Consider the following 21843-nt stretch of genomic DNA (forward strand, 5'->3'; position numbering starts at 1 on the left):
TTTTTATTATTTGCAGTTGGCTGCGCTTTGCCTCGCATCAGCCCTGATTGACCGGATCCTCGTGGGCGGAAAACTCCCGCATGAAGGCCTCGGCCCGCTCAACCATCTTGGTGGATCCGACGAAATAAGGGGTGCGCTGGTGCAGCTCGGTAGGCTTGATGTCCATGATCCGGCCAAAACCGTCGGAGGCCTTGCCACCGGCCTGCTCCACCAGAAACGCCATGGGGTTGCACTCATAGAGCAGGCGCAGCTTGCCGTTCGGAGAGTTGGTGCCGGACGGATAGATGTAGATGCCGCCCTTGAGCAGGTTGCGATGAAAATCGGAAACCAGGGAACCGATATAGCGGGAGGTGTAGGGTCTGTGGGTCGCCTCGTCCCGTTCCTGGCAATATTTGAGGTACTTCTTCACCCCGTCCGGGAACTTGATGTAGTTGCCCTCGTTGATGGAGTAGATCTTGCCTTCCTGCGGAATGCGAATGTTCTCGTGGGAGAGGCAGAAGCAACCGATGGATGGGTCATAGGTAAAGCCGTTGACGCCAAAACCGGTGGTGTAGACCAGCATGGTGGAGGAGCCGTAGACTACGTAACCGGCAGCGACTTGACGGTTGCCCGGCTGCAGGAAATCTTCCAGGGTCACCGGGCCGCCTTGCGGGCTGACACGACGGTAGATGGAGAAGATGGTCCCGACCGAGACGTTGACATCGATGTTGGAAGAGCCGTCGAGCGGGTCGATCAGCACCACATATTTGGAGTTCCTGGAGAGCGGCGAATCGAAGGCGACGAAGTCCTCTTCTTCTTCCGACGCCATGCCGCACACCTCGCCACGGGCTTCGAGGGCCGCCTTGAAGCGCTCGTTGGCATACACGTCCAGCTTCTGCTGCACCTCGCCCTGCACGTTCTCGGAACCCACGGAGCCGATGATATCCGCCAGCCCCGCCTTGTTGATCTCCCGGTTCACCACCTTGGCCGCCAGGCGGATGGAGCTGAGCAATGACGTCAGCTCGCCGGTTGCGGTTGGGTAATCCGCCTGCTTTTTGACGATGAACTCGCCCATGGTGATCATGTTTCGCATTGTTGGTCCTTTAAGGTCGTTCCCGTTGGCGTTGAAAACGTTTGCAAAGATCGAAAAAAAAGAAGCCGATCCTCGGCCGTGTTGTTTTGTAACCTAATGTAACGTCTGTTTTTTGTTTTTGCAGCGAATTAAGCGGGCTATTAAAACGCCAGCACTTGACAGAAAGTGGTGTCGCGAGTGCGAAAAAGCCAGGTCAACTAACCAATTTCGGCCTCTTAATTCGTGATAGAAAACCGTCAGTGTGCGCGCCACAGGCGCGATAAAGCAGGGCTCTTTTGACTCACTCCCATCATGGCGCCTCGTATCGGCCTGCCTCTTGAGATCCCGTCTTCAATCCCGCACACTGGCTGCGCTTTGGAAGCAAAAAAACATAAGGATATTCAATGAAAAGGACTCTCATTGCCGGCATGGTTGCCGGTTTGTTCACCCTGGCTGCCCAGCCTGTGCTGGCTGCGCACGTCCCGGCCGGCACCAAACTGCTGCCCGATGCCCAGCAGATCTACGTGACCAATATCGGCACCGAACCCACCACCATCGACCCCCAACTAGTGGAAGAGAGTGCGGGCAGTGCCATCGTCAACGATCTGTTCGAGGGGCTCTACACCCTGGATGGCGACGGTAAACCCCAGCCTGCGGGTGCACTAGGCTACGAGCTCGACAGCACGGGGACTGTCTACACCTTCAAGCTAAGGCCCGAGGCCAAGTGGTCAAACGGTGAGACCGTCACTGCGGCCGACTATGTCTATGGCTGGCAACGGGCGGCGGATCCCAAGACCGCCTCCAACTACGCCTGGTTTATCGAGCTGACCGGTGTCACCAACGCCAGCGAGGTGATCCAGGGCAAGAAGACGCCAGACGCCCTGGGGATCAAGGCCCTCGATCCCCATACCCTGCAAATTACCCTGAAAAATCCGGTCCCCTTCTTCCTGAAGACCCTCTCCCACTACACCACCTTCCCGGCCCCCAGGGCCACCATCGACAAATATGGCAAGGAGTGGGTCAAACCGGGCAATATCGTCTCCAATGGCGCCTTCGTGCTCAAGGAGTGGACCCCCAACGAGCGCCTGACCGCCGAGCGCAATCCTTACTACTGGGACAACCAGCACACCGTCCTGAACAAGGTGATCTATCTGGAGATCGTCTCGGAGACCGCCGCTTACAACCGCTATCGCACCGGCGAGCTGCACTACACCACCTACCCGCTGGAGCAGTACAAGCACATCAAGAGCCAAAGCCCAGAGGAGCTGGTCAACGTCCCGATCCTCGCGACCTATTACTATGTGTTCAATACCCAGCGCAAACCGTTTGATAACCCCAAAGTACGCAAGGCGCTGTCCCTTGCCATCGATCGGGAGACTATCACCGACAAGATCCTGGGTCAGGGCCAGCTGCCGGCTTTTAGCCTGACGCCCCCCATCGTCGATGGCTTCGAGCTGAAAAAACCGGCCAGCGAGCTGATGAGCAAGGAAGAGCGGATCAAGCAGGCCAAGACACTGCTGACCGAAGCGGGTTATGGACCGGACAAACCGCTGGAGGTGGATATCCTCTACAACACCAACGAGGGCCACAAAAAGATTGCCCTGGCCATCTCCTCCATGTGGAAACACAACCTGGGGGTCACGGCCAAGCTCAATAACATGGAGTGGAAGACCATGGTGTCGGTGCTCAATGAGGGGGATTTCGGGGTCAGCCGCTATTCGTGGAACGGGGATTACAACGATGCCTCAACCTTCCTCGACATCATGACGTCCAGCAGCAGTGCCAACAGCGGCAAGTGGGTCAACAAGGAGTATGACGCCCTGCTGGCCAAGGCGCACGACTCCCAGGATGGCGCCGAGCGTAACCGTCTCTATCAGCAGGCAGAAGCCCTGATCGAGGCAGAGGCCCCCTTGGCGCCCGTCTACTTCTACGTCAAATCCCGGCTGCTCAAGCCGTTCGTCAAGGGCTACCCCTACCAGAACCCGCAAGATATCGTCTACAGCAAGGATATCTACCTGGTAGCCCAGTAATCTCTCTTCTGACAAAAACGCCTGCAGCTGTGCAGGCGTTTCGCTTTTCGTCTGTGTTTGCCCTGGCGCTCAATCTTCCTGACAGGCCGCCATGGCCAGCGGAGCACGTCGCCTCAGCATCACGGGTTTGAGCAAGAGCTGCGCCAGCAAGACACCGAGCAGGGTGAGACCACCGCCGATCAGGTGATAACTGGTCAGGCGCTCCCCCAGCAGAGTGATGGCAAGCCCCGCTGTCATCACGGGCAACAAGTTCATGAAGATGGCGGTACGGCTGGCCCCCAGCAGGGAGATCCCCTGCATCCAGAGCCAGGGCGAGAGTGCCGAAGTGGGGATACCGGCGTAGAGAATGAGCCACAGGGCTTGACTGTCCGGCCACTGGCCATCCACCAGCAGATAGAAAGGCGTCAGGAGCGCCACGCTGCAGAGCACCTGGCCGTAAAGCATGGACCAGTTGTCGAGTCCCAGATCCCACTTCTTCAGCAGCACGCTGTAAAGGGCATAAGTGCCCGCCGAGAGCAACATATAGAGGGAACCGATATGGATGCCCTGGGTAAACAGCCGGGCAGGATCCCCGTGTCCCAGCAGGATCGCCAGGCCCAGGAGGGAGAGCACTCCCCCCAGCACCGCGCCCCAGGTTGGACGCTCGCGCAGCAGCCAGATGCTAAGCAATACGGTGAGCAAGGGGGTCAGTCCCATCATCAGGCCGATCTCGGTGGCCCCCAGGGTCTGCGCCGCGTAGTAGCCGAAGGTCTGGTTGAGCACCATGCCAAGCAGCGCCAGCGTCGCCAGTTGCAGCCAACCAGCGCGCAGGCGGTCCCGTACACGCCACACCCGACGCGCCAGAAAAGGCGTCAAAATGCAGGCGGCCACCACCCAGCGGGACCAGGCAAGTGCAGCCGGCGAGAGCACGCCAACCGCCAGTTTGCTGACAATGCCATTGCCAGCCCAGATGGCAATGCAGGAGAACGGAAACACAAAGGCAAGGGGCATCACAATATCCAGAAATGGCGGGATGGAGATGATAAGTCGGGTGTGGAGTATAGGGTGCGACAGGGGATAAGCAAGGCCCGAAAACGAACATGCCCGCAGGAGTGCGGGCATGGGATCACAGAAACCTATTCAGAAGCGGGTCACGCCGCATCCATGTGAAGTCTGGAGATGAGCTCGTTGACTTCAGTCACCGTCTGGCGATGGGGAATGTCAGCCTGGCTCGGCATCAACAACAACCCCGACTGGAAATCAAACCGCCCCCGACCATGGATGTAAATCCGACCTTTAAAGAAGGTTTTGACGTGCTTTGCCACCATCAGTGGCAGGTACTTCTTGAACACTCTCATCGTTTGCAACCTCTTGCAGTTGTATCCGTATGACAGCAGCTTCTGCGAAATAATTCCGTTAACTAACTATAAAAATCCGGAAAAATCGCTTCTCTCTTCCCTAAAAATTCATTCGTTAATTATTTGTTAACTTTTAGCGTATTGTATGCGGCCCTTCGAGCCAGAGCAAGTTTCCTTTGCCCTCGCGCCATTCGATACAGGCAATGCCCGAGGTGGCAAACATGGGCGCCCCCGCAGCCGGACAAAGACTCTGCACCAGATACCCCACCAGCGGCAGGTGGCTGACCAGCAAGATCTGCTCATGCTGTTCGGCCAGCGCGGTCAGGTAGCTGGCGACGAAAGCGGGATCCCCGTAGGGAGTGATATCGCCACTCTCTTCCACCTCCTTGGCGTCTGGTAATTCACTGCATATGGTCTGCCAAGTTTGACGAGCACGCAGGTAGTTGCTGTGGATCACCCGATCGAACGGACCGGCCAGCTGAGGCGACAACCAACGAGCCATCTGAAGTGACTCTTCGATCCCCTGCTCGGTCAATGGACGCTGTTCATCTGTTTTCGCATTCATGCCAGCCTGGCCATGACGCATGATATAGATCTTCATTACTACCTCGCCCAACGGGCCTGTTTTAATAGCCGGAGGATCTTACCCCGCCGTGCCGGGGGAAACAATTGCGCGACCTCTCAGAAAAGGGTTTGCCTGACGGGATAGCGAGGTCGATAATCATGTTTAAATTCAAATAAATCCTACAAGAGTCGACCCCAATGAGCCCATATGCCAGTCCCAACGACCACCGGCAATACCACTATCTGGAGCTGGAAAACCGGCTCAGGGTCTTGTTGATTTGCGATCCCGAAACCGACAAATCGGCGGCATCGCTGGCGGTCAACACCGGTCATTTTGACGATCCGGTGGACCGGCAGGGGATGGCTCACTTTCTCGAACACATGCTGTTCCTTGGCACCTGCACCTACCCAAGACCCGGTGAGTACCAGCAGTTCATGAGCCGTCACGGCGGCAGCAACAACGCCTGGACCGGCACCGAATTCACCAACTTCTTCTTCGAGATCGACAACGGTTTCTTTGAAGCCGGGCTGGATCGCTTCTCCCAGTTTTTCATCTGCCCCACCTTCGATCCCGAATGGGTGGACAAGGAGCGCAACGCGGTCGACTCCGAATACCGGCTCAAGCTGCAAGACGATATCAGGCGCAGCTACCAGGTTCACAAGGAGACAGTCAACCAAGCGCACCCCTTCTCCAAATTCTCGGTGGGCAATCTGGATACCCTGGCGGATCTGCCCGGCCGGGATCTGCGATCCGACCTTATCCAGTTCTACGAAAGCCATTACAGTGCAGATCGCATGGCTCTGGTCATGATGTCGCCCGAATCCATCGAGACCCAACTGGCCTGGTGCCGTCGCTATTTCGCTCCCATTTTGAATCGCAATCTGGGAACACCGACCCTGGAGGCCCCCCTCTACCGGCTCGACGATCTGGGGATCCGCATCCGCATCAAGCCGGTCAAGGAGACGCGCAAACTGGCGCTCACCTTCCCCTTGCCCAATGTGGACGAGTTCTACGACAAAAAGCCCCTCACCTTCCTGAGCCACCTCATCGGTTATGAGGGGAATGGCAGCCTGCTCTCCCTGCTCAAGGGCAAGGGCTGGGTCAATCAGCTCTCCGCCGGCGGTGGCATCAGTGGCGCCAACTTCAAGGATTTCGGGGTCAACTTCGGCCTGACGCCTCTCGGGCTGGCCCATGTGGACGAGATAGTCGCCGCCCTGTTTGGCTACCTCAAGCTGATCGCACGGGAGGGGCTGGAGGCCTGGCGCTACGACGAGAAGCGCACAGTGCTCGAATCGGCGTTTCGCTTTCAGGAGCGAGGCCGGGCGCTCGATACCGTCTCCGGGCTGGTGTTGAACCTGTTCAGTTATGCCCCGGAGGATCTGCTCTACGGCGATTACATGATGCGCGAGTATGACGAGGGGCTGATCCGCCGTCTGCTGGCCAAGCTCACCCCCCACAATCTGCGCATCACCATCACGGCGCCGGAGCAGTCCACCGATCGGCTGGCCCGCTGGTACCAGACCCCTTACAGCGTCGCCACCATTACGGAATCAGAAAAAGTGCACTGGCAGCAGAGCGAGCCGGATCCGGCCCTGGCCCTGCCCAAACCGAACCCCTTTATCACAGAGCGGCTCGATCCCCGCACGCCCGAACTTGCCGCTGACATGCCGGCCTGCCTCATCGATCGGCCGGGTTTTCGCCTCTGGCACCTGCATGAGCACCAGTTCAGTGTGCCCAAGGGCAACATCTATATCTCCATCGACAGCGAACATGCAGTGAAAAACCCGCGCAACATCGCCATGGCGCGCCTCGCGGTAGAGCTGCTCACGGATCACCTCAATGCCCTCACCTACCCCGCAGAGCTGGCGGGGCTCGGTTATCAGATTTATGCCCATCAGGGGGGCTTTACCATCAACCTGAGCGGCTTTGCCGACAAGCAGCCCCTGTTGCTCGATATGATCCTCGGCAACCGCACCCTGGGGTACCCGGATCCGCGCCGCTTTGCCGAGATAAAAGAGCAGCTCATCCGCAACTGGGAGAACCAGTCCAAGGCGCGCCCCATCTCCCAGCTGTTCAACCAGCTCACCAGCTTGCTGCAGCCCAACAACCCGCCGTTCGAGCAGCTACTGCGCCATCTGCGCACGGTGGAGCTCACCGAGATGCCGGATTTCGTGGCCCGGCTGTTTGGCGAAGTCCATGTGGAGACCTTGGTACACGGTGACTGGACTGCGGCCGAAGCCTTGGCGCTGGCAGCGCTGCTGGAACGCCACCTGGCGCCCCACAGCCAGCCCGGCAGCGAGACCCGCCGCCCGCTTATCTCCATCCAGGACAGGGGCACCCTCATTCGCGAGCAGGGGTGTGAACACGAAGACTCGGCGCTGCTGGTTTACTACCAGTCCCGCACCACCCGGGCGCAGGATCTCGCCTGCTTTACCCTGGCCAACCACATCATGTCCTCCACCTTCTTCCACGAGCTGCGCACCCGCCAGCAGCTGGGCTACGTGGTGGGCGCCGGCAACCTGCCCCTCAACCGTCATCCCGGCCTCATCTTCTATATCCAGTCGCCGGTGGCGGGGCCGCAGATCCTGCTCGATGCGGTGGAGGAGTTTATCGATCTCTTCCCGCTCGCCATGCTCGAACTCACCGAGCAGCAGTGGCAGGACAGCAAGGCGGGGCTGCAGGCCCAACTCAGCGAGCGGGATGCCAATCTGCGCAGCCGCGGCCAGCGGCTCTGGGTCAGCATCGGCAACAAGGATCTCGGCTTTGATCAGCGGGAGCGGGTCTGTCAGGAGGTGGGAAGGTTAAGCCGCGCCGATCTGGTGCGTTTTATCACCCAGTTGCGCTCTCGTACCTCGGATCGGCTGATCCTCTGCAGCTATGGCCAGGGGCACGAGCATGATGAGCGCATCACGGGCCAGTTTATCGACGACCCCAAGGCATTTCGCCTCAATGCCGCCACCTTCGAGGCCTGAGCAGGCCTGAGCAGGCCTCCTCCCCCACCTACAGATAAAATATCGCGGGCAATAAAAAGCCGACCCATCAGGGTCGGCTGGAAAAACCATAACAATTGCGACCAAAGCCGCCAAAAGTGAACATGAGCGTGAAAATCAGACACTGAGTTGATGGTCGGCAAGCGGGATCAACCTCGGCTCGCCTTGCAATGCCAACAGTGATTGAGAAACAGCCTCATATTAGGCACTCCCCCTCATGCTCACGTTGATCTACGTCAAAGGAGGTATCAAAGAGTCCAACTCAGTCTCCCTTGTTGGCGCACATCCCCTCTTTATTACCCTCAATCGCGACGGATCAACCGGTAAGCCACCTCATCGAAATAAGAGAGCTGGCCACTGAGCACCCGCGGGTGATCCGGCTCGGCAGCCCGCCCCAGCACCTCTACCCTGAAGTCCCGCTCAAAGAGGGAGCGCACTTCCAACTCCCCCACCGAGAAGGGTGGCTGCACCTGCTGCTCGGGCTGATACTCCAGGGTCACCAGCAGGATCTGGCCCCCTGCCTCCACCAGTCGGCTCATCAGGGCCGCATATTGGCGGCGCATGGCCGTCGGCAGGGCGATCAGCGCCGCCCTATCATAGACCAGCCGATAACGGCGACCGAGCTCCGGAGCGGCGAAAAAATCCCCCTGATAGATGCGCAGGTTATCGTGCTGATGGCACTGATAGGGCCCCACCTCACTCACCGTTTCGGCGAGCCCGTTTTCGCTGAAAAACTGGCTGATGGCGAGCTCCGAGAGCTCGAAACCATCGACCGGGTGCCCCTGCCCCTTGAGCCAGAGCATGTCGCGGGACTTGCCGCACAAAGGAACCAGCACGGGCTCATCCAGTTGCTGGGCCGACCACCAGGATTGCAGCCAGCGGTTGAAATCTGCCTGATGAAAGCCAATCCGGTTCTCTTCCCAACGTTGATGCCAAAACGCAGCTTCCATCGTCATTACCCTTGTTACTTAAAGATGCTTCAATATCACAACTTAACCGGCGCGGTGCAAGCCCGGGCACGGTTGCCCGCCCCCTTTTTGCCTGATAACCGGCCGCCAAACAAAAAGAGGCAACAAGGCCTCTTTTTCAACGTTTTCATGATGTTTGGCGGCGCCGGAATACAAACCCGGGAGAAGATGACAAACACAGCGCTTGGGGCGATATTCCCGTCGGCGCAGCGCTTATTCTCTCGCCTTTTCCCGTTAGAGCTCGACCTCATCCAGCACGGTGCAGATGTGGGCAAAATCCGGCCTGGTCTCGGGCAGCTCTGCCAAACAGGCAGCCTTGAGGCGATGCAGGGAGGCGAGCCCCGCCTCATCGGCTTCACAATGTGCGAGCAGCTCTTCAAGCAGGCAGCCAAAGGCCCGCACCTCGAGCCGCTCCAGCCCGAAGGCCCGCGTCTGATCGGCACGCTCATAAAAAGAGGCCGCGCCAAAATCGGAGAGCAACACCCGCACCTCCTCACATGGCCCTGTGGCATAAAGCATATTGTGGCCATAGAGGTCCCCGTGCATGATGCCGGCGCCGTGCAGATGGCGCGCCACCGAAGCGATCCCCCGTGCCAGTGCCATCATCCCGGGCAAGGTAAAGCGCAAGTCGGCGGCATAGATATCGCGAGTACAGGATTCCAGGCTCGGCGGCCCCGCCAGATTGGCAAACGCGGGATCTATCAGCCCCATTACCAGCGCCGGAATGCCGGAGGGGTGATCCGCCACCCGCCCCACCACCTCGACCAGGTTGGGATGATTGCCTGCCGCCAGGGATGCCGTCATCTCACAGCGCGGCAAACCATCGCTGGTCACGGCCCCCTTGAAGAGCTTGACCGCCACCGCCTGACGCTCGCTCCGGTTCCAGCTCGCACTATGGATGACGCCGGAGGCGCCCTGCCCCAATGGCTCACCCAGCGCCAGCTCATGCCAGCGGATATCTGCCACCTGCGCACTCGCCGCCATGCGCGACTCCAGCGCATCGCTAAAGGGGTTGCCGGAATAGGCGAGCCAGGTGAGGCGCGGTAGCGACAGCAGCCATTCGGGAAACGCCTCTAGCCGATTGGCTGCGATACGCAGCAGCTCCAGACGGCGGCAATTGGCGAGGGTCTCGGGCAGCTCGCGCAGGCGATTGCCCGCCAGCATCAGCTTTTGCAGGCCGTCACATTGGCCCAGCTCATCGGGCAGGCTTTCAATTGCGTTATCAGTCAGGATCAACCAGCGCAAACCCGCGGGCAGCGACTTGGCCGACACGCGTGCAATCCGGTTGGCCTTGAAGCCCACCATAGTGAGCGCCGGGCAGCGCCCAAGCACCTCGGGCAACTCGGTAAAGCGGTTCTCTGAGCAGAAAATGATGCGCAGCTTGCTGAACCCGGCCAGCTCGTTCGGAAGTGTACTTAGCTGGTTGCCGGTCAGATCCAGCACCTCCAGCGTCTCTTTGATAGCCAGGATCTCGGGCGGGAACTCCGTCAGGTTTTCGGCGAGTTTGAGGTGGCGGGCGCCGCAGAGTTCACCTGCGCGCAGCTGTTCCAGGGTATGCATGACATCGTCTCTATCGGGGTGGCCGACTCGCGGCCAACGGCGCTGCCGGTGGTTGGCCCAGCAGTCAAACCGGCAGTCAAAAAAAGAGGGGGCATTATAGAGAATGACGGCCGAAGATCCCCTGTTTTGTTGCCGCAAGGGCCGCTATCTGCGCGCAGCAAAGCGGCATGGGGGCAAAGAGAGCAAGATCCGGGGCGTGTCTACGAGGGCCGGTTGCCATAGTGGGTTCAAACCCGAGTGGGTCGAGCCCGTTGAGGGCCCAACCCACTGCCAACCCTGTGCGCCTGCACAACACACCTGCGAGGGAACTGCCATGTCATTACTGTCCAACAAGGTCGCCATCATCACCGGCGCCAGCTCCGGCATCGGCCGCGCCAGCGCCATTCTGTTTGCCCGGGAAGGGGCCAGCGTCGTCGTCGGCGCCCGCCGCCAACCCGAGCTGGATCTACTGGTGGAGGAGATCCGCCATGAGGGGGGCCAGGCGGTGAGCCTGGCGGGAGACGTGAAAAGCGAATCTTACGCCCGCGCCCTGGTGGATCTCGCGCTGACCCGTTTTGGCGGTCTCGATATCGCATTCAACAACGCCGGCAGCACGGGGACACCGGGCAGCGTGCCGGCGCTTGGACTGGCGCAGTGGCAGGAAACCCTGGATACCAACCTCACCAGCGCCTTTGTGGGGGCCAAGTACCAGATCCCCGCCATGCAGGCGCGCGGGGGCGGCTCGCTGATCTTTACCTCCACCTTCGTCGGCCATACCCTGGGGCTGCCCGGCATGGCGGCCTATGCCGCAAGCAAGGCGGGCCTCATCGGCCTGACCCAGGTGCTGGCTGCCGAATATGGGGCACAAGGGGTGCGGGTCAACGCCCTGCTGCCGGGGGGCACCGACACCCCCATGGGACGGGCCTTTACCGATACCCCGGAGAGCCTTGCCTTTGTGCAGAATATGCATGCCCTCAAACGGCTGGCCCAACCGGAGGAGATCGCCCGCTCGGCCCTCTATCTCGCGTCAGATGCCTCCAGCTTTACCACCGGCATTGCCCTGCTGGCCGATGGTGGGGTATCTATTTGTCGCACATGACCTTGTCGCACCCAAGATACTGCGGCTGCAAACCTATCGTGAGAGCGCCTTATGTCTGATTACGCCCGCATCGCCGATGCCATCCGTTTTATCGCAAGCCAGGTGGCGCGCCAGCCCACTCTGGACGAGATAGCGGCGCACGTGCACTTAAGCCCCTTTCACTTCCAGCGGCTGTTCAGCCGCTGGGCCGGGGTGACGCCCAAACGCTATCTGCAGGTGCTGACCCTGGAGCGGGCCAAGGCACTATTGCAGGAGTCACGCCCGCTGCTGGAGGTAGCCGATACCCTGGGCCTGAGCAGCGGCTCGCGGCTCTACGATCACTTCGTGCAGCTCGAAGCGGTGACGCCGGGCGAGTACAAGCAGCGCGGGGCCGGGCTGGTTATCGATCACGGGGTGCACGACACCCCCTTCGGCCAGGCGTTCGTCGCCCTGACCCCGCGAGGGGTGTGCAACTTCTCGTTTCTCGATGACCAGGCCCCACAAGCGCCGCTGAGTGCCCTCGCCCAGAGCTGGCCAGAGGCAGAACTTAGGGAGGCGCCATCGCGTACCCGGGGGGTCATCCACACAATGTTTGACAGCAGCAAGGCGCCGGATCGCCCCATCTCCTTGCACGTGAGCGGCACCAACTTTCAGATCAGCGTCTGGCGGGCGCTGCTGCAGATCCCGCCCGCCAAGGTAGTGAGCTACGCCCAGGTGGCAAGTGCCGTCGGCAATCCCAAGGCCGCCCGCGCCGTGGGGTTGGCGGTGGGCGCCAACCCCGTCGCCTTGATGATCCCCTGCCACAGAGTCATCCAGCAAAACGGCAAGCTCGGCGGCTATCACTGGGGTGAGACCCGCAAACAGGCCATACACGCCTGGGAAGCAGCGAGGTATGAGTGAACCTGGCCTTTTCTGCTCGCCCTGATGGGAGGAAAAACAGGAGTGTTGGTGGTGAGTCAGCAGACTATCAAACCATGCCGGACGAGCAGGCAGTGATATAAAGCGGGGGCATTAGAAGAGTCGGGGCGCAGATCGCCCCTTTTGTTGCTTTGGCGAGACTCAGCGCTCAGCCGCCTCACCCCAGCAGATTGACGAAAAGACGTAGGGTTCAATAAGCGCAGCGCATTGCACCGTTTTCAGAGCGACTTTTTGGAAAACTAGAAGGAACAAAAGTAGAGGTGCTATTTCATTGCACCCTACGACACTCTAAATAGCAGAGGAATACCCCAGCCAGATTAACATTTCTCTGGTGAAGTAAGAGTTTCAATACGATCTTGATTTGATAGACAAACGTCAACTCCGTACTCAGTTAACTTGTAGCTAAAATACTCATTACCATTGAAATCAGAGCTATTTAATTTTTCGATCATGCCTAAACGGGTGAGTTTTATTATAGCTAAGTTGATTTTAGCCGAACTTAAATCATATTTAATGAAACGGTTATACAAATCCCAACTAACGCAACCATCAACATCTGAGTTTACAGACTCAAGCAACACTGACAATGCGATCATATCTGTGTCGGTGAGTGTTGCTAATTGAGCATTTACATCAATACGTGGTTTTTCCTGAACAGAATCGAGTTCAAGCAAACCTTGTAGTTTGAAAGCTCGTTTTATTTGTGTAGCGGAGTAATTGAGAGATGACGCTAAGTCTTCATCACTTCTGTTTGCATCAAAATCAGTTGGAGTAATACCTAGAAGATCACTTGGGAAATGCAAGTCAACGCCACGTGGCTTTACAATAAAACACCGGTTCTTTCCAATTGCACCAATAAACAAACCAAGTTCAAAAACTACGTTATCCCTTACAACATACTTTTCTCTAGATCTAATAATTGTCAGATCATCAGGAGAGAAAATGAAAATAGAGAAATCCACAGACTTAGCTTTTGAAATCAAGTCATCAAGAGCGTTACTCGAAATATTAAATGTACCATTCCGCCATATTGTAACTTCTGCATCAAATTCTAAGTTTTCAGCAATTGCATCTGCTATAGGTAGGCTTTCAACAGATGAACCGATAAATACTCTTGGCTTTCTCATAGTCTCTCCAATTTTTTTTAAAAATTCGCAAAGCCGTGAACGAAGTGAATAATATATTAAGTGTCATTTATTGAAATATGTCTCTAATACATTACCTGATGCCTCATCAACTCTGCAGTTGAATCCAGCAAAATTCCCCACCCATAATGGAGATTCACTTGTAATGTAGGTGTAGGCATCAACCGCACCTTGACCAATATCTGATGCCCGCCAAATAAAACTCCCCGCACGAGCATAGCAAAATAGGTTTCTAGCCGGGCTATTTCTCTCAAAGGCCATCCAGTCATATATGACCAAAACGTGTTCGTGAATCAGTGATGCGCTGAGGACTGGATATTCGCCTTTAAAGCGAACACCATCACCTTCAATCCAGTTTTCATGCACTGTAAGCTGCATGTGACCTCTAATGGCGATTAGATGGGAGCGGTACAGGTCAGTTTACTGAGCTTGCCATATAACTCTGCGGCTGCTCTAGCTTGACGAAAAAAGGCTGTTACCGAGCCAGTATGCTAGCGAGCAAGGAAGATAATAAAAAGTGTGAGATGGTAGTTTCCTGAGCAAGATCAACAAATTAAATAAGAAGTACCAATGCTGGCCACATATCAACGGTGCCGGATCCTAGATAAAGAAAAGACGCCCTAAAGCGTCTTTCTTATTTTCAGGGTTTAGAGCAAACAGGTTGGAGGCCATTCCCCTCCCCGCCTTGCCCGCAACCCAATCAGATCGGGGTAATGGAGGTGATATGGGCATCTCCGTCCAGTGATTTGAAAATCTGCACCACGGCTTCGCCATGGATCGGTTTGGTAAGCGGCACAGTACTCTTGCACTTGAAGCGGTAGTTGGTGCCAGCCACCACCTGGGTGGAGACTTCAAAGGGTACGTACTGCACCCCGACAAATCCTTTCAGCGCCTGGTCAAATACCACCTGATCCTCGGCGGTCAGCTTGTGATATGCGGTCCATCCACCCACCAACACTGCTTGTTCTGACATATCAAACTCTCCGTGCTCTATGGTCCCGACTCGTTTGGCTGTTCGGGCTGCGCCCCGTTGATTCAAGTGGTTTCCGGTCTCCACCGGGGCAGCAGCCGGTTGGCACGCTGATTCCCCTTTGCCGAATCGCGGCCCTGTTGAGGCCCGCATTGTCTGATAAGGCTTGCTAGCGCTTTATCACTTAGAGGCCGGTCGCAATGGGCATGAAAGAGCCTAGTGCCGATGCCAGAAATCGCCTCCTGTTAGATGTGACAGGAGCGAGCCCGGCCAAAGCTGCTAGCGGCAGAAAATTGCAGCGCAAACGATTAAAAAAAGAAAAGACGCCGCAAGGGCGTCTTTTTTTCATTTTTATGCTTGAAGGGCGCAAGGGCGTTAGCAGCTTATTCCCATTCGATGGTTGCAGGCGGCTTGCCGGAGACGTCGTACACCACGCGGGAGATACCGTTGATCTCGTTAATGATGCGATTCGACACGTGGCCGAGGAAGTCATACGGCAGATGGGCCCAGTGGGCGGTCATAAAGTCGATGGTTTCGACGGCGCGCAGCGCAATGACCCAGTCATATTTGCGACCATCGCCCATCACGCCGACGGAGCGCACCGGCAGGAAGACGGCGAATGCCTGGCTGACCTGGTTGTAGAGATCGGCCTTGCGCAGCTCTTCAATAAAGATGGCATCAGCCTTGCGCAGCAGATCGCAGTACTCTTTCTTCACTTCGCCAAGCACGCGCACACCCAGACCCGGGCCCGGGAACGGGTGACGGTAGAGCATGTCGTAGGGCAGACCCAGCTCGAGGCCAACGCGGCGCACTTCGTCTTTGAACAGTTCGCGCAGCGGCTCGACCAGACCCATCTTCATCTCTTCCGGCAGGCCGCCGACGTTGTGGTGGGACTTGATGACGTGGGCCTTGCCGGTCTTGCTGGCGGCAGATTCGATCACATCCGGGTAGATGGTGCCTTGCGCCAGCCACTTGGCGTTTTTCAGCTTCTTGGCTTCATCGTCAAACACCTCGACGAAGACACGGCCGATGATCTTGCGCTTGGCTTCCGGCTCGTCTTCACCGGCCAGGGCGGAGAGGAAGCGCTCTTCGGCATCCACCTTGATGATGTTCAGACCAAAGTGATCGCCAAACATCTCCATCACCTGCTCGCCTTCGTTCAGGCGCAGCAGGCCGTTGTCAACGAAGACGCAGGTCAGGCGATCGCCGATGGCGCGGTGGACCAGCATGGCCACCACGGAGGAGTCGACACCGCCGGAGAGGCCCAGGATCACCTCGTCGTCACCTACCTGCTCGCGGATGCGGGCAACGGCGTCGTCGATGATGGTGGCCGGGGTCCACAGGCACTCGCAGCCGCAGATGTCTTTGACGAAGTGCTCCAGCATGCGGGCACCCTGACGGGTGTGGGTCACTTCCGGGTGGAACTGGACGCCGTAGAAACGCTTGGCCTCGTTGGCCATGGCGGCGTGGGGGCAGGTCGCGGTCTGGGCGATGGTAACGAAATCCGCCGGGATCTCGCTGACCTTGTCGCCGTGGCTCATCCAGACATCCAGCAGGGCGTTGCCGTTGTCGGCAATGGCATCTTCAATGTTGCGCAGCAGGGCGCTGGTCTTGCCGGCGTTGCCCAGCACTTCCACCTTGGCATAACCGAATTCACGCAGGTTGGAGGATTGCACCTTGCCACCCAGTTGCTCGGCCATGGTCTGCATGCCGTAGCAGATACCGAATACCGGCACGCCGGCATTGAACACGTACTCGGGGGCGCGCGGGCTGCCCGCTTCGGTCACGGACTCGGGACCGCCGGAGAGGATGATGCCGTTCGGATTGAATTCGCGGATCTGCTCTTCGGTCACATCCCAGGCCCACAGTTCGCAGTAGACACCGATCTCGCGCACGCGGCGGGCGATCAGCTGGGTGTACTGGGAACCGAAATCCAGGATAAGGATACGGTGAGCGTGAATATTTTTAGTCATTTTATTCCTGCATCATGCTGGTGTGGGGATAAAAAACGGTGACAAAACGGGGCCGCAGCCCCGTCTTTTATCAGCCCATCCGGTAGTTGGGGGCTTCTTTGGTAATGGTCACGTCGTGGACGTGGGACTCTTTCATTCCGGCGCCGGAGATGCGCACGAATTCGGCCTTGGTGCGCATATCGTCGATGGTGGCGCTGCCGGTCAGGCCCATGGAGGAGCGCAGACCGCCCATCTGCTGGTGAATGATCTCTTTGAGGCGGCCCTTGTAAGGTACGCGCCCTTCGATCCCTTCCGGCACCAGCTTGTCGGCAGCGTTGTCGGTCTGGAAGTAACGATCGCTGGAGCCCTTGGACATGGCGCCCAAAGAGCCCATGCCACGGTAGGATTTGAAAGAGCGGCCCTGATAGAGCTCGATCTCGCCCGGCGCCTCTTCGGTACCGGCGAACATGGAGCCCACCATGACGCAGCTGGCGCCGGCGGCGATGGCCTTGGCGATGTCGCCGGAGAAGCGGATGCCGCCATCGGCAATCACCGGAACGCCAGTGCCTTCCAGCGCGTCAACGGCGTCGGAGATGGCAGTGATCTGGGGCACACCCACACCGGTCACGATACGGGTAGTACAGATGGAGCCCGGGCCGATACCGACCTTGACGGCGTTGACGCCGGCGGCGACAAGCGCCTTGGCGCCAGCGGCGGTCGCTACGTTGCCACCGATGATTTGCAGATCAGGATAGGCTTCACGGGTCGCCTTGATGCGCTCAAGCACACCCTGGGAGTGACCGTGGGAGGAGTCGATCAGCAGCACGTCGACACCGGCTTCCACCAGAGCGGCGACGCGCTCTTCGTTGCCGGCACCGGCGCCGACGGCGGCACCGACCCGCAGGCGACCCTTGTCGTCTTTACAGGCGTTGGGCTTGCGCTCGGCTTTCTGGAAGTCTTTGACGGTGATCATGCCCTTGAGTTTGAAATCAGCGTTGACCACCAGCACCTTCTCGATACGATGCTTTTGCATCAGGGCAACCACCTCTTCGCGAGGGGCTCCTTCACGCACGGTCACCAGGCGCTCTTTCTGGGTCATGATCTGTTCGACGGTCAGGGAGAGATCGGTGACAAAACGCACGTCACGACCTGTGATGATACCCACCAGCTGGTTGCCGTCAGTCACCACGGGGTAACCGGCGAAACCGTTCTTGTGGCTCAGCTCCTTGATCTGGGCGATGGTCATGTCGGGGCGCACGGTCACGGGGTCGGAGACCACACCGCTCTCGTATTTCTTGACCTTGCGCACTTCGGCAGCCTGCTGCTCGATGGACATGTTCTTGTGGATAAAGCCGATACCGCCTTCCTGGGCCAGTGCGATAGCCAAACGGGCTTCGGTCACTGTGTCCATGGCAGCGGAGATCATGGGAATGTTCAAGCTGATGGAAGAGGTCAGCTTGGTACGCAGATCGGCAGTATTGGGAAGAACTTCGGAGTGGGCGGGAACCAACAATACATCGTCGAAGGTTAACGCTTCTTTGGCAATCCTGAGCATGGCAATATCTCACCGTTAGGGAAGTGGGGGTGTAAAATATTGCCGACGAAGTTTACTCACGGATTGGTCACTGGTAAAGAAGTTTTTTGAATTTTTTATGGCGTAGCCCTCTTTTGGTACGCCAAGAGGCCAAAAAACCAAGATTATCACTCTGGAAATGACCATTCTGGGACAAAAGAGCGATCAGTTTGCTGTTTTATGCAAATTGCCATTGTTGCCCCTCCCCTCCTTCCCAACCTCAATGACACAACATCACTTCATTCAACGAGATGGCTCTCGTCAGGCAGTAAATAGGCGACGACGCTATATGATAATAAACATAATAATGATGGGTTTGATGGCCTTTAAGCCTCGTTGGACCAACATAAACATGCGGTAAAAAGTGTTACGTTACGGCGGTTCCACTCTCTCTTCGCCCGGCATCACATTCACAGGAAAAATTCGCTGCCGGGCGATGATCCAACGTGATACAACTAGGTCTGTGATGACAGCTGTGCCATCTCGTTTTGGCTCGATTACCAGGAAGGTTATGTATGTCGCGATTCACGTCTGTCTGGATATGCCTTGGACTCTTGCTCACCCCGGTCCTGCTCGTATTGCTACTCAATCCCCTGTTGACCTCCTTCGTCTCCTATCATCTGCTGAAGACCAAGAGCCAGGAGCTATTGGAATACCAGCTGGAGCGCAACAAGAACCTGGAGCAGAACATTCTGGCCCAGCTTTCCCACTTCAAGTTCGACTGCGGACCAGAAGATGTCGCCCTGCTGCGCAATCCCGATTATTACAGTCGCCATATCCGCCTCGCCGGCCTGCATCCGAGCCAGGGAGGTGGCTGTTCGACCCTGGGGTTTGATTTGCCCGTGCTGACCGACGTCCAGGAGAGTGATCAGGCTGCAACGCTTCATTTTGCAACGACACAACATTCTGCCAACAGTGAACCCGAGGTGCTGATCTATTCCAGGCAGGCCGGCAATCTGGCTTATTGGGTACTGAACAACAGCTGGGCCAATGAATTATTGGCAATCCCCTGCGAAGATTGCTTCTATGTGGAATTTCGCCGCGATAATGACACGATAATGGAACAGCTGTTATTGCCTCGCGGTAATAAAGCCATCACCCAGCAGCCCAATCCGCTCTCGCTGACCGATTACGACGAATACAACAAAGTCAAACAGACTATCTGGGGGGGCAACGAACTTCGTTATTATGCCAGCCAGCAGGTTTACTATTATGGCCTGATATTTTCGTTGCTCTTTGGCCTTCTGCTGGTAGGTGGCTACTGGACCCTGAGAAATTATCGAAACTCTCTCGATGGATTGCTGAAAATGGGGCTGACCAGAGGGGAATTTATTCCTTTCTATCAACCCATTGTCGATAGCCGGAATAATGGAGTTGTGGGTTATGAGGCATTATTGCGCTGGCGCCGGGGCGATACCTTTATTTCCCCCGGGATGTTTATCGAATATTCGGAAAACCAGGGGCTGATCCTGCCGATGACGACCCAGATGGTGCGCCAGATCGTGGAGGATCTCAAAAAGCTGCCCGACTCCCACTGGGTCAGCGTCAATCTGGTTGCCGCCCATGTCGAGCAGCAGACCCATCTGCAGGACATGCTCACCCAATTGAGCTGGCCCGATCCCGACCGCCTGACCTTCGAGCTCACCGAACGTCTGCCCATTTCGGACGTCAAGCATGCGGCTCGTGAAATGGCCAATCTGGGGCTGCGGGGTTATCACTTCAAGATCGATGATTTCGGCACCGGTTATGGCGGCTTTGCCTATTTGCAGCAACTGGGGATCCGCAGCATCAAGATAGACAAGATGTTTATCGATACCATCGGCACCTCGGATCTCAAGCGCAATGTGCTCGACGCCATCATCGCCTTTGGCCATCAATCCAAAATGGAGATGATCGCCGAGGGGGTCGAGAATCAGGCGCAACTGGACTATCTCACCGAGCATGGAGTCTATCTGATCCAGGGTTATGTGTTTGCCAAGCCCATGTCGCTGGATGAGGTGCTGAAATGGCGCGTACCAGACTATCAGGGTGAAACAGTAGAGGCGATATAAGGGCCACCAGACCCGGCGGCGTGGCCAGCCTCTGCTGACACGCCGCACCTGCTCTTCTCCCTCCCCCACAGGGGTAAACCCTGATCCCACCTTCCGCAGCGCCGCGTTTACCAATATGGTTCGTGATGCCCCTTGCTCAACAAGTGGCAAACAGGCTACCAATCCCCTTCGATTTGCACGGCACCAGGCCCCTCTTGCTCCTCCCGGTGGCCATTTCAGGTTAAGATAGCCACCATTGTTTTCCCTCTGGCCCGGCCTGAGACAATCACAGGATCCCCCTTGAACCGATTTAGCCCATCCAGTGCGGCCAATGGCCGCGAGCAACAGGTCTTTACCGTTACCCGCCTCAACAGCGCCGTGCGCATGATCCTGGAGCAGGATCTGGGGCTGGTGTGGCTGACCGGGGAGCTCTCCAACCTGGCGATGCCAAGCTCGGGCCACTGGTATTTTTCGTTGAAGGATCTCAGCGCACAGGTGCGCTGCGCCATGTTCAAGGGCAACAACCGCCGGGTGGCGTTTCGTCCGCAAGACGGCATGCAGGTGCTGGTGCAGGCGCGGGTCTCCCTCTATGAGCCGCGCGGCGACTACCAGCTCATCATCGAATCGATGCAACCCGCCGGGGACGGCGTGCTGGCCCTGCGCTTTGAGGAGCTCAAACGCCGCCTTGGCGCCGAGGGGCTGTTTGACGAGGGCCGCAAACGGCCGCTCCCCCGCGAGCCGCGCGCCGTGGGGCTGGTCACCTCCGCCACCGGCGCCGCCCTGCACGACATGCTGACGGTCTTGAAGCGCCGCGCGCCGGATCTGCCTGTCTTTATCTACCCGACCCAGGTTCAGGGGAGCGCCGCCACCAGCCAGATCGTCTCTGCGATTGCCCTGGCCAATCGCCGCGCCGAGGTGGATGTGCTGATCGTCGGTCGCGGCGGCGGCTCCCTTGAAGATCTCTGGTGCTTCAACGAAGAAGCCGTCGCCCGGGCGATCGCCCGCTCCGCCATTCCCGTTATCAGCGCTGTGGGTCATGAGGTGGATGTGACCATCAGCGACTTTGCAGCCGACCTGCGCGCCCCCACTCCGTCGGCCGCCGCCGAACTGGTGGCGCCCGACCAAAGTGCCCGCGCCCAGCGCCTCGTTCATCTCAGGCAACGGCTGGTGCAGGCCATGAACCGCCATCAGACTGCGGCCCGCCACGGTTTTGTGTTGCTGCAAAAGCGGCTCGACCATCAGGATCCCAAGCGGCGGCTGGAGCTGCAATCCCAACGCCTCGACGAGCTCTCCGCCCGTTTGCAACAACTGCTGCGCCAGCGCCTGCATCAGGGGGAGCGGCGCCTCGCCAGCCTCGAGCTGCGCCTGCAGGGCAAGAGTCCGGAGCGGCTGCTGGCCGCCGGCAAACGCCGCCACCTGTTGGCCGAGGAGCGCCTCCATGCGCTGATCGCCAAGCGCCAGGATCTGGCGAGCCATCGCCTCGCCATGCTCACTGCCCGTCTCGACGGGGTGAGCCCGCTCGCCACCCTGGGGCGCGGCTACTCCATCACACGCACCCCACGCGGCGAGGTGATTAGCAACGCCGCCCAGGTGAGCGCAGGGGATAGCCTGGTCACCACCCTGGCACAAGGCAGCCTGCAGGTGCGGGTCGAGAAGATAGAGGGATAATCCCTGCCACTGACGAGATTTATGCGCGA

The 21843-nt window shown here is 58.0% G+C and carries 17 protein-coding genes; 6 read left to right on the forward strand and 11 right to left on the reverse strand.

What is annotated here, in order from left to right; translation table 11 throughout:
* Window positions 1-37 precede the first annotated feature (37 nt).
* Window positions 38-1072 (reverse strand): class 1 fructose-bisphosphatase, encoded by a 1035-nt coding sequence (gene fbp, locus BN1123_RS19760; protein WP_042029167.1) that lies wholly within the window; start codon window positions 1070-1072, stop codon window positions 38-40.
* 383 nt (window positions 1073-1455) lie between these two features.
* Between fbp and BN1123_RS19765 the strand changes: the two genes are divergently transcribed.
* Window positions 1456-3081: a peptide ABC transporter substrate-binding protein gene (locus BN1123_RS19765; protein ID WP_042029168.1), complete on the forward strand. Its 1626-nt coding sequence runs from the start codon at window positions 1456-1458 to the stop codon at window positions 3079-3081.
* Between the two features lie 69 nt (window positions 3082-3150).
* Here the strand turns inward: BN1123_RS19765 and BN1123_RS19770 are convergent, their stop codons facing one another.
* The 3 genes from BN1123_RS19770 to sixA form a co-directional block, all read right to left on the reverse strand.
* Complete coding sequence (locus BN1123_RS19770; RefSeq protein ID WP_042029169.1) at window positions 3151-4071, reverse strand: DMT family transporter; 921 nt, start codon at window positions 4069-4071, stop codon at window positions 3151-3153.
* A gap of 140 nt (window positions 4072-4211) precedes the next feature.
* A complete protein-coding gene (locus tag BN1123_RS19775; RefSeq protein WP_026457339.1) occupies window positions 4212-4418 on the reverse strand; it encodes a DUF1107 domain-containing protein in 207 nt (68 codons plus the stop codon).
* Between the two features lie 133 nt (window positions 4419-4551).
* Complete coding sequence (sixA, locus tag BN1123_RS19780) at window positions 4552-5019, reverse strand: phosphohistidine phosphatase SixA (RefSeq protein WP_042029170.1); 468 nt, start codon at window positions 5017-5019, stop codon at window positions 4552-4554.
* A 161-nt stretch (window positions 5020-5180) separates the two neighbouring features.
* Here sixA and BN1123_RS19785 point away from each other — a divergent pair, with 161 nt between their 5' ends.
* Window positions 5181-7955 (forward strand): insulinase family protein, encoded by a 2775-nt coding sequence (locus BN1123_RS19785; protein WP_042029171.1) that lies wholly within the window; start codon window positions 5181-5183, stop codon window positions 7953-7955.
* A gap of 320 nt (window positions 7956-8275) precedes the next feature.
* Here the strand turns inward: BN1123_RS19785 and BN1123_RS19790 are convergent, their stop codons facing one another.
* Together BN1123_RS19790 and BN1123_RS19795 are read right to left on the reverse strand one after the other, a co-directional pair.
* Window positions 8276-8923: a thiopurine S-methyltransferase gene (locus tag BN1123_RS19790; RefSeq protein WP_042029173.1), complete on the reverse strand. Its 648-nt coding sequence runs from the start codon at window positions 8921-8923 to the stop codon at window positions 8276-8278.
* A 252-nt stretch (window positions 8924-9175) separates the two neighbouring features.
* Window positions 9176-10501 carry a leucine-rich repeat-containing protein kinase family protein gene (locus BN1123_RS19795; RefSeq protein ID WP_042029174.1) on the reverse strand — a complete coding sequence of 442 codons (1326 nt, stop codon included), beginning with the start codon at window positions 10499-10501 and terminating at the stop codon, window positions 9176-9178.
* Between the two features lie 313 nt (window positions 10502-10814).
* Here BN1123_RS19795 and BN1123_RS19800 point away from each other — a divergent pair, with 313 nt between their 5' ends.
* Both BN1123_RS19800 and BN1123_RS19805 read left to right on the forward strand, forming a co-directional pair.
* On the forward strand, window positions 10815-11579 hold the full coding sequence (locus tag BN1123_RS19800; protein ID WP_042029176.1) for an SDR family oxidoreductase: 765 nt from the start codon (window positions 10815-10817) through the stop codon (window positions 11577-11579).
* A 51-nt stretch (window positions 11580-11630) separates the two neighbouring features.
* Window positions 11631-12458, forward strand: a complete 828-nt coding sequence (locus BN1123_RS19805) for a bifunctional transcriptional activator/DNA repair enzyme AdaA (protein ID WP_042029177.1) — start codon at window positions 11631-11633, stop codon at window positions 12456-12458.
* Between the two features lie 335 nt (window positions 12459-12793).
* Here the strand turns inward: BN1123_RS19805 and BN1123_RS21125 are convergent, their stop codons facing one another.
* The 5 genes from BN1123_RS21125 to guaB all read right to left on the reverse strand — a co-directional run bounded on the left by BN1123_RS21125 (window position 12794) and on the right by guaB (window position 18098).
* Complete coding sequence (locus tag BN1123_RS21125; protein ID WP_082037584.1) at window positions 12794-13603, reverse strand: TIR domain-containing protein; 810 nt, start codon at window positions 13601-13603, stop codon at window positions 12794-12796.
* A gap of 63 nt (window positions 13604-13666) precedes the next feature.
* A complete protein-coding gene (locus BN1123_RS21575) occupies window positions 13667-13999 on the reverse strand; it encodes a DUF7957 family protein (RefSeq protein WP_139348866.1) in 333 nt (110 codons plus the stop codon).
* 322 nt (window positions 14000-14321) lie between these two features.
* A complete protein-coding gene (locus tag BN1123_RS19810; protein ID WP_042029179.1) occupies window positions 14322-14594 on the reverse strand; it encodes a hypothetical protein in 273 nt (90 codons plus the stop codon).
* A gap of 380 nt (window positions 14595-14974) precedes the next feature.
* Window positions 14975-16564 (reverse strand): glutamine-hydrolyzing GMP synthase, encoded by a 1590-nt coding sequence (guaA, locus tag BN1123_RS19815; protein WP_042029181.1) that lies wholly within the window; start codon window positions 16562-16564, stop codon window positions 14975-14977.
* Window positions 16565-16634: 70 nt separating this feature from the next.
* Window positions 16635-18098 carry an IMP dehydrogenase gene (guaB, locus tag BN1123_RS19820; RefSeq protein ID WP_026456761.1) on the reverse strand — a complete coding sequence of 488 codons (1464 nt, stop codon included), beginning with the start codon at window positions 18096-18098 and terminating at the stop codon, window positions 16635-16637.
* 533 nt (window positions 18099-18631) lie between these two features.
* On the opposite strand from guaB, the gene BN1123_RS19825 reads away from it, so the two are divergent.
* Entirely contained in the window at window positions 18632-20167 is a 1536-nt protein-coding gene (locus tag BN1123_RS19825; RefSeq protein ID WP_042029182.1) for an EAL domain-containing protein, read from the forward strand.
* 279 nt (window positions 20168-20446) lie between these two features.
* Complete coding sequence (gene xseA / locus BN1123_RS19830) at window positions 20447-21814, forward strand: exodeoxyribonuclease VII large subunit (RefSeq protein ID WP_042029183.1); 1368 nt, start codon at window positions 20447-20449, stop codon at window positions 21812-21814.
* Window positions 21815-21843: the final 29 nt, after the last annotated feature.

The organism is Aeromonas enteropelogenes (assembly GCF_000819845.1).
Classification (GTDB): Bacteria; Pseudomonadota; Gammaproteobacteria; order Enterobacterales; family Aeromonadaceae; genus Aeromonas; species Aeromonas enteropelogenes.